This window comes from Mesorhizobium sanjuanii, from assembly GCF_002529485.1.
GTDB lineage: Bacteria > Pseudomonadota > Alphaproteobacteria > Rhizobiales > Rhizobiaceae > Mesorhizobium > Mesorhizobium sanjuanii.
This window is the reverse complement of record NZ_NWQG01000046.1, coordinates 33976-49100: the sequence shown is the minus strand read 5'-3', so window position 1 is coordinate 49100 and position 15125 is coordinate 33976. Positions and strand designations below refer to the sequence as shown.

The following is a 15125-nucleotide window of genomic DNA, read 5'->3' as shown; positions in this document are numbered from 1 at the left end:
ATGCCTGAATTCATAAAGACCTACGTGCGCGTCGTCGACAAAGCGAGCTGGTACATGGGCGTCTTCGCCATGTATCTCGTCTTCGCGATGATCGGCATCCTCACCTATGCGTCGGTGATGAAGGTCTTCTTCCTGCCGTCGATCTGGACGATAGAGTTGGCCCAGTTCGTCATGGTCGCCTACTTCATCCTCGGTGGGGCGTTCTCTCTTCGCGAAGACGACCACGTGCGCATGGACCTGCTCTATGCCGGCTGGACAGTGCGCCGCAGGGCCGGTACCGACCTGGTCACGGGCCTCGCGCTCATCTTCTTTCTCGTTGCGCTGCAGATCGGCGGCATATCCTCGGTGATCTACGCGTTTCAATACGGCGAGAAAGGGTTTTCCGCCTGGGCGCCTTACATGGCGCCGATCAAGGTCGTCATCAACGTCGGACTGTTCCTGACGCTGCTCCAGGCGATCGCCATCTGGTTCAAGGACTGGGCGCGTTATCGCGGGGAGCCGATGACTTGAGCTACGAGATCATCGCCCTACTGATGTTTTCAGGCATGATGCTGCTGCTCCTCACCGGGCAGCGCGTCTTCGCGGTGATCGGGTTCGTCGGCGCCCTGGCTGCCCTGCTGCTGTGGGGCGACGGCGGCGTCGAGATGTCGTTCACTTCCATCATGAAAGTCATGAAGTGGTATCCGCTGCTCACGCTGCCGCTTTTCGTGTTCATGGGCTATATGCTGGCCGAGTCGCATATCGCCGACGACCTCTACAAGATGTTCCACGTCTGGATGGGCCCGCTTCGCGGCGGCCTCGCCGTCGGCACCATCTTCATGATGGTGATCATCTCCGCGATCAACGGGCTGAGCGTGGCCGGGATGGCCGTGGGCGCAACCATAGCCCTTCCCGAGCTCTTGCGGCGCGGCTATGACAAGACCATGGTCACCGGCGTGATCCAGGCGGGCTCGACGCTCGGAATCCTTGTCCCGCCGAGCGTCGTGCTCGTGCTCTACGGCATGATCGCACGTCAGCCGGTCGGCAATCTCTGGATGGCCGGCGTATTTCCGGGCCTGCTCATGGCCGCTCTGTTCGTTCTCTACATCGTGATCCGCTGCTGGCTGCAGCCGGAGCTCGGACCGCCGCTGTCGAAGGAAGAGCGCGCCCGTTACAGCCTGGCGGAAAAATTCATGCTGTTGCGGGCGGGGCTTGTTCCGCTGGCAATCTTCCTGTCGATGACCGGGCTGTTCCTCACCGGCGTAACGAGCCTGGTCGAGAGCTCGGCCGTGGGCGCCGTCACGTCGATCCTCGCCGCGCTGATGCGCGGGCGGCTGACATGGGCGATACTGCATCAAACGACGCGCAAGACGCTCGCTATCAGCTGCATGTTCTTCTGGATCATCACCGCCGCACTTTGTTTCGGCGCTGTCTTCGACGGCCTTGGCGCGGTGAAATCAATCGAGCGCCTGTTCCTCGGCGATCTCGGCCTCGAGCCCTGGCAGGTGCTGGTGCTGATGCAGTTCACCTTCCTCGCCCTCGGAGTCTTTCTTGACGACACGGCCATGCTGGTCATCGTCGCGCCGTTGTTCATACCGCTGGCCGCCGCGCTCGGTTTCGATCTGGTGTGGTACGGCGTGCTCTACACGATCACCTGCCAGATCGCTTATCTGACGCCGCCCTTCGGCTACAATCTCTTCCTGATGCGCGCCATGGCGCCACCGGAAGTGACGCTTCCCGACATCTATCGTTCCATAGTTCCGTTCGTCGGGATCATGCTGCTGACGCTGCTGATCATCGGAGTTTTCCCCGAGGTCGCGACGTGGCTGCCCAACTACTACTATTCGAAGTAGGTCCAAAAAATTCAACCAGAGGGAAAGACAATGGACAAAGTGCAGAGCAGACGCAATTTCCTCAAGAAAGCCGGTCTCGTGACCGCGGGCGCCGCCGGCGCCTCGACTCTTGCGACGCCCTACGTCATGGCGCAGTCGACGCCCATCAAATGGCGGCTGCAGACCTATGCCGGCGCGGCGCTCGGACCGCACGTCACCAAGCCGGCAGTCGACGCCTTCAACGCGGCGGCGAAGGGCGAGATGGAAATCGAACTGTACTACGCGGACCAGCTCGTGCCGACCGGCGAACTGTTCCGGGCGATGCAGGCCGGCACGATCAACGCGGTGCATTCCGACGACGACTCGATGGCGGCGCCGGTCGACATCTCGGTGTTCGGCGGCTATTTCCCGTTCGCAACCAAGCACATCCTCGACGTTCCGGCGCTGTTCAACCAGCATGGCCTCGCCGAGATCTGGCGCGACGCCTATGCCAAGGCCGGCGGCGTCGTGTGGCTTTCCGCGGCCGGGCAGGATCCCTGCCACTTCAACACCAAGAAGCCGATCACCAGCCTCGCGGATCTGCAGGGCCTGCGCCTCTACACCTTCCCGACGGCGGGCAAGTTCCTCGCACAGTTTGGCGTGATCCCGGTCGTGCTGCCCTACGAGGACGTACAGGTCGCCGTCCAGACCGGCGAGCTCGACGGCATGTCGTGGTCAGGCATTACCGAGGATTATACGGTGGGCTGGGCCGACGTGACCGACCATTTTACGACCAACAACATTTCGGGCGCCTGGATCGGTTCATGGTTCGTCAATGAGAAAAGCTGGGCCGATATCCCCGAGCACCTGCAGAAGCTCTGGCTAGCCTGCATCGATGCCGGCCACACCTACCGCAACCAATGGTATTGGGGCGGCGAGGCCAGCCTGCGGGCCAATGGCGACAAGCTGAAGCTGACCACAATCCCCGCCGCGGAGTGGGCGCAAGTCGAAGACGCGGCGCTGAAGTTCTGGGACGAGATCGCGGCCGAGAGCGAAACCCGCGCCAAGGTGGTCGGCATCTTCAAGGAGTACAACGCCATGCTGAAGAAGGCAGGCGGCGTCTATACCCAGGGCTGAGACAGCCCTGATCGCGCGGGCGCCCGGCGGACGGGCGCCCGCGCCGACGTTCATTGAGGGCCGGCGCGGTGTGCAGGCCCGGACGCGGAACCACATGCGGAGCAGGCTATGGCCGGAAATTTCTCGTTCGATCAGTTGAAGAAGGCGGTCTCCGGCGGCGAGATCGACACGGTGCTGGCCTGCATCGTCGACATGCAGGGCCGGCTCGCGGGAAAGCGGTTTCTGGCGCAGTACTTCGTCGATTCCGCTTATGGCGAGACGCATGGCTGCAACTATCTGCTGGCCGCCGACATCGATATGGAGCCGGTGCCGGGCTACAAGGCGGCGAGCTGGTCGAAGGGTTATGGCGATTTCGTCATGAAGCCGGATCTTTCGACGCTGCGGCGCATTCCATGGCTGGAAAAGACGGCGCTGGTGATCTGCGACGTGCTCGACCACCATACCCATGACGACCTGCCGCATTCGCCGCGCGCCATGCTGAAGAAGCAGATCAAGCGACTGAGTGAGCGCGGCTATATCGGCTATTTCGCCTCCGAGCTCGAATTCTACCTGTTCAGCGAGACCTACGATTCCGCCCGCAAGAAGCATTGGCAAGGGCTCGACACGGCTTCGCCCTATATCGGTGACTACCAGATCGGCATTACCACCAAGGAAGAGGGCGTCATGCGCCGGCTGCGCAACGAGATGGAAGCGGCCGGCATTCCGATCGAGAATTCGAAGGGCGAGTGGGGGCCGGGCCAGGAAGAGATCAATGTGCGCTATGCCGAGGCGCTCGACATGGCCGACCGCCATGTCATCCTGAAGAACGGCGCCAAGGAGATCGCCGAATCGGAAGGCAAGGCGATTTCGTTCATGGCCAAGTATAATTACGGGCTTGCCGGCAATTCCAGCCATATCCACAATTCGCTGTGGAGCGCCGACGGCAAGACGCCGCTGTTCTACGACAAAAAGGCCGACTGGACGCTGTCGATGCTCGGCCAGCAATGGGCGGCTGGCCAGCTCAAATACGCCAAGGAATTCACCTGGTTCCTGGCGCCCTACATCAATTCCTACAAGCGCTTCCAGGCCGGCACCTTCGCGCCGACCAAGATCATGTGGAGCGAGGACAACCGCACCGCCGGCTTCCGCCTGTGCGGCGAGGGCACCAAGGGCATCCGCATGGAGTGCCGGATCGGCGGCGCCGACCTGAACCCGTATCTTGCGTTCGCGGCACTGATCGCGGCCGGCCTTGCCGGCATCGACGAGAAGCTGGAACTGCAAAAACCTTTCGTCGGCGATGCCTACCAGGCGTCGCGCCTGCCGGAGATCCCGAAGACGCTACGCGATGCGACAGAGACGCTGGCGAAGTCGAAGATGCTGAAGCAGGCCTTCGGCGAGGACGTACTCGAACACTATGTCCACACAGCCCGCTGGGAGCAGTTCGAATACGACCGCCGGATCACGGATTGGGAACTGCACAGGGGGTTCGAGCGGTATTAAAGCTGTAATTTGCGTTGACTGAGCCTAACTAAAGCTGTATTTTGGCTAAGTTAGGCTTCCAGGGAGCGCGAGAAATGGGAAAGTATTCGCCTTTGTGTTCGTATCTCATGTCCCAGGCCGGTGAGCGGGTTCCGATGTCTTTCGGTGACATCGAGAAGTTGCTTGGCGAGAAGCTGCCTGCATCCAAGCGGTACCCCGCCTGGTGGAGCAACAATCCCAGCAACAATCCGATGACGAAGGAATGGCTTGCTGCAGGGTTCCAGACGGAGTCGGTCAATATCGCCGGCGAAAAACTGGTGTTTCGACGCGCGGAGGGACATTTGGGCGGGTCGAAAGGTTTTGGTGAATCGGCGCAGGCAGGGATCAGTGGAAAATCGTCACGCCACCCGATCTTTGGGTGCATGAAGGGGACGCTTACGCTCATTCCCGATGTCGATCTGACAGAGCCTGCCGATCCCGATTGGGGCAAAGTCTATGAAGACTGAAAACCTTCTTCTGGATACCTGCGCGGTTATCTGGATATCGCAGGATGAGCCGATTGCCGAAACGGCAATCACGGCCATCAGCAAGGTTCCTCAATCCGGCACGCTGAACGTATCGGTCATGACGGCATGGGAAATGGGAATGCTGGTCTCGAAGGGCAGGTTGCCGTCGACAAAGACACCCGAGCGCTGGTTCGATGAGTTCGTTCAAGCCGCCGCTGTCGAAGTGGAGGGGGTTACCCCACGGATCCTTGTTGCTGCGTCCTATCTGCCTGGCGCGGCGCACAACGATCCCATCGATCGGATTCTCATTGCCACTGCCAGAGAGCGCGATCTGACGATCATAACGCGAGACCGGGCCATCCTGGCTTATGCCGCCCAAGGCCACGTTCGAGCCATTGCCTGCTGATTAGAGACAACTGGAGACGTTTGATTGGAAACGGTCAAGATAAAATCCCCCGTCGATGGTTCGATCTATGCCGAGCGGCCGCTCGCCACGGACCAGGCGATCAATGCCGCGGTCGAGCGCGCCAGGGCGGCACAGGAGAAATGGGCCGAGACGCCGGTCGTCGAGCGCGGCAAGCACATGCTGGCGATGCTCGAAGCGCTGGTCGCCATGACCGACGAGATCGTGCCGGAGATCGCCTGGCAGATGGGGCGGCCGGTGCGCTATGGCGGCGAGTTCGGCGGCGTCAGGGAACGCACCAGCTACATGGTCGAGATCGCGGAGGCCGCACTCAAGCCGGTCATGGCTTCCAATCCGAAGGACGGTTTCCGCCGCTATGTGCAGAAGGTGCCGCTCGGCGTCGTCATGGTGATCGCGCCGTGGAACTATCCCTATCTGACCGCCGTCAACACCATCGTGCCGGCGCTGATGGCGGGCAGCGCCGTCATCCTCAAGCACGCGGCGCAGACGCTGCTGGTCGGTGAACGGTTTCAACAGGCGTTCGACAAGGCCGGACTGCCGAAGGGCTTGTTCCAAAACCTAGTCATGAACCACGCTCAGACCGAAAAGCTGCTCGGCTCAGGCAAGATCGACCATGTCAATTTCACCGGCTCGGTCGGCGGCGGCCGCGCCATTGAGAAGGCGGCGGCGGGCACGTTCATGACGCTCGGCCTCGAGCTTGGCGGCAAGGACCCGGCCTATGTGCTGCCCGACGCTAGGATGGATCATGCTGTGGCCAATCTGGTCGACGGCGCCTTCTACAATTCCGGCCAGTGCTGCTGCGGCATCGAGCGCGTCTATGTGCACGAGAAGGTCTATGACGAATTCGTCGAGGGCTTCATTGCCGAGACCAGGAACTATGTCGTCGGCAACCCGCTGGAACAGGCGACGACGATGGGGCCGATGGCGCAGGCGCGCTTCGCCGACCTGATCCGCGAGCAGAAGGCCGAAGCGCTGCGCAAGGGCGCCAAGGCGCACATCAACATGAAGGTGGCCAACGACACGGCAGGCTCGCCCTATCTGGCGCCTGAAGTGCTCACCGGGGTCGACCACCAGATGAGCGTCATGCGCGAGGAAAGCTTTGGCCCGATCGTCGGCATCATGAAGGTGCGCAACGACGAGGAGGCGATCGCGCTGATGAACGACAGTCCCTACGGGCTGACCGCCTCGATCTGGACCGGCGACATCGAACACGCGGTGGCGATCGGCGACCGCGTCGAGACCGGCACCGTATTCATGAACCGCTGCGACTATCTCGATCCAGCGCTGGTCTGGACCGGCGTCAAGGACACCGGCAAGGGCGCCGCCCTTTCGGCCATCGGCTACGACAATCTGACCCGGCCGAAATCATACCATCTGCGCGAAGCCATCTGATCTCGAAAGAAAAAAATGTCCAAGCTCATCTCCAAATGGAACTATCCGACCACCGTGCGCTTCGGCGCCGGGCGCATCAAGGAATTGCCCGAGGTGCTTGAAGCCGCCGGCATCAAGCGGCCGCTCTTCGTCACCGATCCGGGGCTGGCGAAGCTGCCGGTCGTCGCCTCGACCCTGAAGATCCTCGACGAGGCCAAGGTGCCCTATGGCGTATTTTCCGAGGTGAAGCCGAATCCGGTGGATTCCAACCTCACCGCCGGCATCGCCGTGTTCAAGAAGGGCAAGCATGACGGCGTCATCGCATTCGGCGGCGGCTCGGCGCTCGACCTTGGCAAGCTGATCGCCTTCCAGGCCGGGCAGACGCGTCCGGTCTGGGATTTCGAGGACGTCGGCGACTGGTGGACGCGCGCCAATTCCGATGCGATCGCGCCGATCATCGCCGTGCCGACGACCGCCGGCACCGGTTCGGAGGTCGGCCGCGCCGGCGTCATCACCAATGAGGCGACCCACACCAAGAAGGTCATCTTCCATCCGAAACTCTTGCCGGCCATCGTCATTGCGGACCCTGAACTGTCGGTCGGCATGCCGGGGTTCATCACCGCGGGAACCGGCATGGACGCGCTCGCCCACTGCCTCGAAGCCTATTGCGCGCCGGGCTATCATCCGATGGCCGACGGCATCGCGGTGGAAGGCGTGCGGCTGGTCTTCGAGAACCTGCCGAAGGCCTATGCCAACGGCAAGGACCTCGTCGCCCGGGCCCATATGATGAGTGCCGCAGCCATGGGTGCCGCCGCCTTCCAGAAGGGGCTGGGCGCCATCCATTCGCTGTCACACCCGATCGGCGCGCTCTACGACACCCATCACGGCATGACCAATGCCGTGTTCATGCCCTATGTGCTGGCTTTCAACCGCGACGCCATCGAGGTGCGTATCGCCAGGCTCGCCGCCTATTGCGGCATCAAGGGCGGCTTCGACGGATTCGCCAAGTCCATCATCAAGCTGCGCAAGGAACTGAAGGTGCCGCATGCGCTGCCGGGCCTGATCAAGGGGCTCGACATGGACAAGAAGCGCAAGGGGCTGATCGCCGACATGGCGGTGGTCGATCCGACCGCCGGCGGCAATCCGGTCAAGCTGACCAGGAAGGCGGCGCTCACGCTGCTGGAAAATGCCATCGCTGGTACGGTGTAGGGCGGATTTCGTACCGGACGTGATTTGGAAAACGAGGGGAAAGGAAAGGGGAAGGGGCTAAAGGCAGGGCAGAACTAGTTAGCCGGAAAAAGAATCGCGGAGCGATTGCTACATCAGGTTAAAAAGAGTTTACTTTTTGGTCTGCGGCGCATCGCTTTCACACAGCTTTCATCTGGCTGTCACACGAAAACGATACCGCATCGCAGGCGTCCAATGGCGTCAGTTCAACGGAGAGAACAAATGTTCAATTTCACGGGGAGACTGCTTTCCCTTTCGGCCGCGGCGCTGCTTGCGTCGACGGTGATTTCGTCCGCCGATGCGATGGACGATCTCGTCAAGGCCGCGAAAGCAGAGGGTCAGCTTACCACGATCGCGCTGCCGCATGACTGGTGCGGCTACGGCGCTGTCATCGACGGCTTCAAGGCGAAGTATCCGGAAATCACCATCAACGAGCTCAATCCCGATGCCGGATCCGGCGACGAGATCGAGGCGATCAAGGCCAACAAGGACAACAAGGGCCCGCAGGCGCCCGACGTCATCGATGTCGGCCTGTCTTTCGGTCCGACCGCCAAGGCCGACGGCTTGATCCAGGCCTACAAAGTGTCGACCTGGGACTCGATCCCCGACAGCGCCAAGGATGCCGACGGCTTCTGGTACGGCGACTATTACGGCGTGTTGTCGTTCATGGTGAACAAGGACCTAGTCAAGGAATCACCGACCGACTGGGCTGACCTTTTGAAGCCAGAATTCGCCAACGCGGTCGCCCTTGCCGGCGATCCGCGTGTTTCGAATCAGGCCATCCAGGCCGTCTACGCTGCCGGCCTTTCCGGTGGCGCTGCAGCCGGTGAAGCTGCCGGCACTGCTGGCCTTGACTTCTTCAAGAAGCTCAATGCCGCCGGCAATTTCGTTCCGGTCGTCGGCAAGCCGGCAACTCTCGCCCAGGGCCAGACCCCGATCCTGATCAACTGGGACTACAACGCGCTCGCCGGCCGCGACACGCTGAAGGGCAACCCGCCCGTCGACGTCATTGTGCCGAAGACCGGCGTCGTCGCCGGCGTCTACGTGCAGGCGATCAGCGCCTATGCGCCGCATCCGAACGCCGCCAAGCTCTGGATGGAATACCTTTATTCCGACGAAGGCCAGATCGGCTGGCTGAAGGGCTACTGCCACCCGATCCGCTTCAACGATCTCGCCAAGAACGGCAAGATCCCGGCGGACGTGCTGGCCAAGCTGCCGCCGGCGGAATCCTATGCCTCGGCCGCGTTCCCGTCGCTCGACGAGCAGGCCAAGGCCAAGGAAGCCATCAGCAAGAACTGGGACGCCACTGTCGGCGCCAACGTCAAGTAAGACTTGAAATCCACCGGGCGGCCGCAAGGCCGCCCGGGCCTCTCTAGAAGACGGTAGCCGGCGCATGACCGATCTCTCGCTTTCCGATCAGGCAATTGCCGGGAAGACCGCGCCCCCAGGCGAGGCGCGCGCCTTGCGGTTGCCGACGCAATGGCTCGGCGTGGCGCCGTTCTTCATCTTTGCCCTGATGTTCTTGATCCTGCCCACGCTCTATCTCGTGGTGGGGGCCTTCCGGAACGGTGAAGGCGGGTTCACGCTCGACAATATTCTGCAGCTGGTCAGCGATCCGTCGATCAGCAATTCCTACTGGTCTTCGATCAAGATCAGTTTCTGGTCGGCCATTATCGGGGCGTTTGCCGGGCTCGCCATCGCCATCGCGATCGTGCGCGGCGGATTGCCAAGCTGGACGCGCTCCGCGACTCTGACCTTTTCGGGCGTCGCCTCGAATTTTGCCGGCTTGCCGCTCGCCTTCGCGTTCCTGGCTACGCTCGGTCGTGTTGGTATCGTCACGACGCTTCTGCGTGACGTGCTCAACATCAACATTTACGCGATGGGCTTCAATTTTCTCACCACAACAGGCCTGATCGCGGTCTATCTGTTCTTCCAGATTCCCCTGATGGTAGTGATCATCGTGCCCGCCATCGACGGCTTGAAGAAGGAGTGGGGAGAGGCCGCCGCCACGCTCGGTGCCACCCAGGCGCAGTACTGGCGCATGGTTGTCATCCCTGTGATATGGCCGAGTTTTCTCGGCACCGTCATCCTGCTGTTCGCCAACGCGTTTGGCGCCATCGCCACTGCGTATGCGTTTGCCGGTCCGACGCTTAATATCGTTCCCATCAAGCTCTATTCGCAGATGAATGGCGACGTGCTGCACAATCCGCAACTCGCTTATGCCATAGCCTTCGGCATGATCGTCATCACCGGGCTGGCGAATGTCTTCTACATCTGGTTTCGGACTCGCTCCGAAAGGTGGCTCAAATGAAGTCGGGTAAGTTCTGGGCCTGGGTTGTCTTTGTTGTCGGGGCTGCTTATTTCTTCATTCCGCTGATGGCGACGGTCGAATTCTCGCTGCGCATGCGGCGCGGCGTCCACTCCTTCGACGCCTATCAAGTCGTGCTGGGCGACCCGCGCTTCCAGTCGACCTTCCTGTTTTCAGTCATCGCGGCCGTCTGGACCATTATTCTGGGGGTGCTGATCGTGGTGCCGGCGGCGTACTGGATCCGGCTGCGTCTGCCGCAGCTCAGGCCAATCGTCGAATTCATCACGCTTTTGCCGCTGGTCATTCCGGCGATCGTCATCGTTTTCGGCTACATCAGGATGTACGGTTCGAATTCACCGCTGCCTTTCCTGGGAAGCAATTGGGGTGCGAACGCGTTGCTTGTCATTGGCTATACGACGCTGTCTCTGCCTTACATGTATCGGGCCGTTGACACTGGTCTGCGCACTATCGATGTGCGCACGCTGACCGAAGCCGCGCAAATTCTGGGCGCCGGTTGGGGCACGATCATCACTCGCGTGATCCTGCCCAATGTGCTGATCGCGGTGCTGTCCGGCGCCTTCCTGACCTTCGCCATCGTCATTGGCGAATTCACAATGGCCAGCCTGCTCAGCCGTCCGGCTTTCGGCCCGTATCTCCAGAACATCGGCGCCAACCGCGCCTATGAACCAGCGGCTCTTGCGGTGATAGCCTTCGCCATCACCTGGGGCTGCATGTCGCTTATCCAGATCCTGTCGCGCTTCGCGCCGCGATCGTCGAACCGTCCGAACTGAAAGTCAAAGCCATGGCCGAACCGTTCCTTTCCATCCAGCATGTGCGAAAATCCTTCGGCGCCACCACGGTGGTGCAGGATTTCAATCTCGATGTGGAACCCGGAGAATTCGTCTCTTTCCTCGGACCGTCGGGCTGCGGCAAGACGACGGTGCTGCGTATGGTCGCCGGCTTCGAGGAGCCATCAGCCGGCAAGATCGTCGTGGCCGGCAAGGACATCACAAGGCTGAAGCCCAACCAGCGCAATGTCGGCATGGTGTTCCAGGCCTATGCGCTATTTCCGAACCTGACCGTGGCGCAGAACATCGCCTTTGGGCTGAAGGTCGCCGGCATGCCCAAGGCCGATGCCGACAGGCGTGTCGCCGAGATGCTCGACATCATCAGGCTGCCGCAGATGGGCGACCGCTATCCCTACCAGCTCTCCGGCGGGCAGCAGCAGCGCATCGCGCTGGCGCGCGCGATTGCGCCGAAGCCGAAATTGCTTTTGCTCGACGAGCCGCTGTCGGCACTCGACGCCAAGGTGCGCGTCTCGCTGCGCGAGGAAATCCGTTCGATCCAGAAGAAGCTCGGCATCACCACCATCTTCGTCACGCACGACCAGGAAGAGGCTTTGTCGATCTCGGATCGCATTGCTGTCATGTATGGCGGCAAGGCCGAGCAGGTCGGCACGCCATTCGAGATCTACAACCGGCCGGCGACGAAATTCGTCGCCAATTTCGTCGGCACACTCAACGTGCTTGAAGGCACCGTGACCGACGCCGCGTCCGGCAAGGTACAAGTCAACACGCAGGAAGTCTCGCTCAAGGGCAAGCTCAACGGTTCGAAATCCGGCGACACGCTCTCGCTGGCGCTGCGGCCTGAGGCGATTTCGCTCGGCCGCCAGCCCGGCCGCGATTCCAGCCTTTCGGGCGAAATCTCCGAAGTGCATTTCCTCGGCTCGGTGATCAGGGTGCGCGTCGGCATCGGCGGCAGCACGGTATCGCTCGACACGTTCAACAGCCCGGCCACCCCGCCGCCAGCCGTCGGCGAAAAGGCCGAGATTTCGTTCTCGTCAGGCGACATGCTGGTGCTGCACTAGCTTCTGAGTTTTCAACAGTTTGTTCATCCGATCCGGACGGCGAGATCGAGGCCATCGAGGCTTTGCATCAGGGCGGTTCAAAGAGCGTTTATGGCAGGGTAGCAAACTGGAGGCGACGATCTGCCATGGACAGGCAAACCCGGGCGAGAGGTGCAGAAGGCGCAAGGAGCATCGGCTTGACCAGGTACCGTGACAATCGTCGATCGGGCGGTTATAGAGCGCGCTCGATGGTATGGGATTTCAGGCATAGCATATGTCGTCACGGACAGAGCGCCGCTGCGGTCGGCAATCGTTGTTCATGAGCAGAAGATGCAAGCAGATCAACCGGGGCAACCGGCAGGAGCAAGATATCATCGTCGACATGCCCAGTATTGAGGTCACGGCTATTCGTTGCGCGAGGTGCTTTGGCTGATGGCCGGTAACAAATTGCTCGATTGGGAAGGTGCCGTAAACTGGTTGCTCGATCAGCCCGACCAGGCGGAACTCGCTCGCGCGGCTTACTTCGATCAGCCGACATCCGTGCCGGCCCGCCGATATCATGGAAGCGCCGAGTTTGCCGAACTGCGCCGCTACTTGCCGAAACAGCCTGGGCGGGCCCTTGATCTCGGCGCGGGTAATGGAATCCTGTCTTTTGCGCTGGCAGTCGATGGATGGCAGGTCACTGCGGTTGAGCCGGATCCCAGCGCCTTGATCGGAGCTGGCGCGATTCGGGCGCTTGCCAAAGACACCGGCACTGCCATCGACGTCGTCGAGGCGTTCGGCGAAGCCATTCCGCTTGAAGCCGCAAATTATGATTTGGTGATCGCGCGTCAGGTCTTGCACCATGCCAACGATCTTGGGCAGTTCTGCCGCGAGATGGCGCGTCTGGCGCGACCCGGCGGACTTGTCATAACGCTTCGTGACCACGTGATTTCCAGCCCGAAGCAATTGCCGGCCTTTCTCGCAAAGCATCCCTTGCATCATCTCTATGGCGGAGAGAACGCGTTTGAAGCGGGACAGTACAGGGATGCCCTGACGGGCGCGGGCCTGCGGATAAGCAAAGAACTCGGATCGTTTGCGTCCGTCATCAACTACGATCCGATGCGTCCGGATCAGGTTCGGGCTGCAATCGCCGATCGCGTTGGCGGCAAACTCTCTTTCCTGGCGCCCCCGTTGCGCGCGGGCCTGTCATTGCTGCCCTTGCAGGCGATCGGCGCTGTTGCAACTCTGTTAGACAAACGCCCCGGTCGCCTGGTGTCATTCATTTGTGAAAAGGAAGTTCGTGATGCCGGCTAAAGGAGTTGACGACGCGCGGCCGATAGCTGTCACCGATGCCGCCGCCGATGTCTATTCGGACAGTCAGTATCTTGCCAACAATCCCGACTGGCATCTGGCCGATACGGCCTGGAAGGCGCGTGAGATCGCCAATATCCTGGAACGCAACAAGGTTGTCTGGCGCGACGCGGTCGAAGTCGGCTGCGGCAGTGGCGGCATCGTCGGCAAATTGGCCGCGAGATATCCGGGGCGACCTATTCACGGATACGATATTTCTGACGACGCCGCCAAACTCTGGCCGATGCAAGAGGCTTCCGGCGCGATCTTCCACCACGAGGATTTTCTGGCGACCAAGTCGGTGCATGACCTTGTCATGTTGATCGACGTGTTCGAGCATGTCGAAGACTATATGGGCTTTTTGCGGGCACTGCGCCCGCATGGCCGCTACCATGTTTTTCATATCCCTTTGGACCTTCACGTCCAGGGACTGGTTCGGCGAGCATACATGCATGCACGTCAGAAGGTCGGGCACCTCCACTATTTCACGCGTGAGTCTGCGCTCGCGACGCTTGAGGACACAGGCTACACGGTGGTCGACTGGCATTTTACGGATGTGGCGGGCGAGGCCAATGTCTCCACGCGGGCTCTGCGCACCAAATTGCTCAACCCGGTGCGTAAACTGATAGGCAGCGTTGCCCCCGGTGCCGGAGCGCTTTTGCTGGGCGGGTTTTCCCTCATGGTGCTTTGTCGACCGCGCGACGATGCACCCGCCCCGACATCCAGGCCCACTTGAACACAGACAGCCGGAGAGAAAATCCTGATGACGAACCCTCAACGCGTCCTCGTTACGGGCGGAGCCGGATTCATAGGCTGGCGGTGCTCGCGAAATCTCGCCGGCGCCGGCGCTCGGGTGTTGATCGCCGATAATCTTTCGGTCGGCATGCCGATGCCAAGTATCGAGGCATGCGAGACGCGGGAGATCGACATCCGCGACAAGGACGGGATGATGGAACTGGTTGGTGATTTCAAGCCCGACACCATTGTCCATCTGGCGGCCATTCATCACATCCCGACATGCGAGCGACAGCGCGCCTATGCGCTGGACGTCAACGTCGTCGGCACCGAAAATATTCTGGATGCCGCGGAAAAGGCTGGTGTCGGAACGGTCGTGCTGGCGTCCAGCGGCGCGGTGTATGATTGGGTCGATGCCCCGCTGGACGAGAATGCAACCAAGACCTGGCCCTGCGACAACTACGCACTGTCCAAGCTGACCAATGAAAGCCAGCTTCGCTTCTGGGCTGAGAGGACCGGTGGGAGAGGGCGCGTCGCCCGCATATTCAACACCATCGGCCATGACGACCCCAATGCGCATTTGATTCCGGATATCCTGAACCAGCTCTACAACGCCAAGGGCCAGGCCAGGATCGCATTGGGCAATCTGAAGCCGCGTCGCGACTATATCCACGCGGAAGATACCGCTTCCGGGGTGGCGGCCTTGGCCGACGACATTGGCGAGGCGAATTTCGACGTCATGAATGTCGGTTCAGGCAAGGATGCATCGGTGGAGGAGCTTGTTCGCCTGATCGGAGCGGCGATGAAGGTCGATATCGAGATCGTCGAGGACAAGGAGCGCGTGCGCAGGGTCGACCGCGCAACGCAGCTGGCCAAGGTGGACAAGATCGGAAATCGACTTGGCTGGTCCGCGAAGATCGGCCTGCCTGCCGCGGTGACCGATATCGTTGCGCGGTTTCCTTTCAAAAAGGCAGGCTGAGGCATCGAGAGC

General features: G+C 61.1%; 15 protein-coding genes. All 15 read left to right on the top strand.

Annotated elements, in window-relative coordinates; translation table 11 throughout:
• The 15 genes from CN311_RS08985 (at position 1) to CN311_RS08915 (ending at position 15113) form a co-directional block, all read left to right on the top strand.
• Positions 1-510, top strand: coding sequence for a TRAP transporter small permease subunit (locus CN311_RS08985; RefSeq protein ID WP_097572967.1), 510 nt, complete (start codon positions 1-3; stop codon positions 508-510).
• Positions 507-1832 carry a TRAP transporter large permease gene (locus CN311_RS08980; RefSeq protein WP_097572966.1) on the top strand — a complete coding sequence of 442 codons (1326 nt, stop codon included), beginning with the start codon at positions 507-509 and terminating at the stop codon, positions 1830-1832. The genes CN311_RS08985 and CN311_RS08980 overlap by 4 nt, the downstream gene beginning before the upstream one ends.
• Positions 1833-1862: 30 nt before the next feature.
• Positions 1863-2927, top strand: a complete 1065-nt coding sequence (locus CN311_RS08975) for a TRAP transporter substrate-binding protein (protein WP_208866464.1) — start codon at positions 1863-1865, stop codon at positions 2925-2927.
• 108 nt (positions 2928-3035) lie between these two features.
• Positions 3036-4406: a glutamine synthetase family protein gene (locus CN311_RS08970; protein WP_097572965.1), complete on the top strand. Its 1371-nt coding sequence runs from the start codon at positions 3036-3038 to the stop codon at positions 4404-4406.
• A 74-nt stretch (positions 4407-4480) separates the two neighbouring features.
• Complete coding sequence (locus CN311_RS33365) at positions 4481-4891, top strand: DUF7662 domain-containing protein (RefSeq protein WP_245440786.1); 411 nt, start codon at positions 4481-4483, stop codon at positions 4889-4891.
• Positions 4881-5297: a type II toxin-antitoxin system VapC family toxin gene (locus CN311_RS08960; RefSeq protein ID WP_097572964.1), complete on the top strand. Its 417-nt coding sequence runs from the start codon at positions 4881-4883 to the stop codon at positions 5295-5297. The genes CN311_RS33365 and CN311_RS08960 overlap by 11 nt, the downstream gene beginning before the upstream one ends.
• Positions 5298-5321: 24 nt before the next feature.
• Positions 5322-6707 (top strand): aldehyde dehydrogenase family protein, encoded by a 1386-nt coding sequence (locus CN311_RS08955; RefSeq protein WP_097572963.1) that lies wholly within the window; start codon positions 5322-5324, stop codon positions 6705-6707.
• 15 nt (positions 6708-6722) lie between these two features.
• On the top strand, positions 6723-7895 hold the full coding sequence (locus tag CN311_RS08950; RefSeq protein WP_097572962.1) for an iron-containing alcohol dehydrogenase: 1173 nt from the start codon (positions 6723-6725) through the stop codon (positions 7893-7895).
• A 240-nt stretch (positions 7896-8135) separates the two neighbouring features.
• On the top strand, positions 8136-9242 hold the full coding sequence (locus CN311_RS08945) for an ABC transporter substrate-binding protein (protein WP_097572961.1): 1107 nt from the start codon (positions 8136-8138) through the stop codon (positions 9240-9242).
• Positions 9243-9306: 64 nt separating this feature from the next.
• The gene (locus CN311_RS08940) at positions 9307-10224 is read left to right on the top strand and encodes an ABC transporter permease (protein ID WP_097572960.1); all 918 of its coding nucleotides are present in this window, start codon (positions 9307-9309) and stop codon (positions 10222-10224) included.
• Positions 10221-11012, top strand: coding sequence for an ABC transporter permease (locus CN311_RS08935; protein ID WP_097572959.1), 792 nt, complete (start codon positions 10221-10223; stop codon positions 11010-11012). Before CN311_RS08940 ends, CN311_RS08935 begins: the two co-directional genes overlap by 4 nt.
• A gap of 11 nt (positions 11013-11023) precedes the next feature.
• Complete coding sequence (locus CN311_RS08930) at positions 11024-12088, top strand: ABC transporter ATP-binding protein (RefSeq protein ID WP_097572958.1); 1065 nt, start codon at positions 11024-11026, stop codon at positions 12086-12088.
• Between the two features lie 399 nt (positions 12089-12487).
• Positions 12488-13363, top strand: a complete 876-nt coding sequence (locus CN311_RS08925) for a class I SAM-dependent methyltransferase (RefSeq protein ID WP_245440787.1) — start codon at positions 12488-12490, stop codon at positions 13361-13363.
• On the top strand, positions 13353-14135 hold the full coding sequence (locus CN311_RS08920; protein ID WP_097572957.1) for a methyltransferase domain-containing protein: 783 nt from the start codon (positions 13353-13355) through the stop codon (positions 14133-14135). The genes CN311_RS08925 and CN311_RS08920 overlap by 11 nt, the downstream gene beginning before the upstream one ends.
• A gap of 27 nt (positions 14136-14162) precedes the next feature.
• On the top strand, positions 14163-15113 hold the full coding sequence (locus CN311_RS08915) for an NAD-dependent epimerase/dehydratase family protein (RefSeq protein WP_097572956.1): 951 nt from the start codon (positions 14163-14165) through the stop codon (positions 15111-15113).
• The last annotated feature ends 12 nt before the right edge of the window (positions 15114-15125 follow it).

Bases quoted from the DNA above. Each gene is read 5' to 3' on its own strand.
- CN311_RS08930 (WP_097572958.1), top strand. From the start codon at position 11,024: ATGGCCGAACCGTTCCTTTCCATCCAGCATGTGCGAAAATCCTTCGGC.
- CN311_RS08975 (WP_208866464.1), top strand. From the start codon at position 1,863: ATGGACAAAGTGCAGAGCAGACGCAATTTCCTCAAGAAAGCCGGTCTC.
- CN311_RS33365 (WP_245440786.1), top strand. From the start codon at position 4,481: ATGGGAAAGTATTCGCCTTTGTGTTCGTATCTCATGTCCCAGGCCGGT.
- CN311_RS08970 (WP_097572965.1), top strand. From the start codon at position 3,036: ATGGCCGGAAATTTCTCGTTCGATCAGTTGAAGAAGGCGGTCTCCGGC.
- CN311_RS08945 (WP_097572961.1), top strand. From the start codon at position 8,136: ATGTTCAATTTCACGGGGAGACTGCTTTCCCTTTCGGCCGCGGCGCTG.
- CN311_RS08960 (WP_097572964.1), top strand. From the start codon at position 4,881: ATGAAGACTGAAAACCTTCTTCTGGATACCTGCGCGGTTATCTGGATA.
- CN311_RS08935 (WP_097572959.1), top strand. From the start codon at position 10,221: ATGAAGTCGGGTAAGTTCTGGGCCTGGGTTGTCTTTGTTGTCGGGGCT.
- CN311_RS08985 (WP_097572967.1), top strand. From the start codon at position 1: ATGCCTGAATTCATAAAGACCTACGTGCGCGTCGTCGACAAAGCGAGC.
- CN311_RS08915 (WP_097572956.1), top strand. From the start codon at position 14,163: ATGACGAACCCTCAACGCGTCCTCGTTACGGGCGGAGCCGGATTCATA.
- CN311_RS08940 (WP_097572960.1), top strand. From the start codon at position 9,307: ATGACCGATCTCTCGCTTTCCGATCAGGCAATTGCCGGGAAGACCGCG.
- CN311_RS08920 (WP_097572957.1), top strand. From the start codon at position 13,353: ATGCCGGCTAAAGGAGTTGACGACGCGCGGCCGATAGCTGTCACCGAT.
- CN311_RS08950 (WP_097572962.1), top strand. From the start codon at position 6,723: ATGTCCAAGCTCATCTCCAAATGGAACTATCCGACCACCGTGCGCTTC.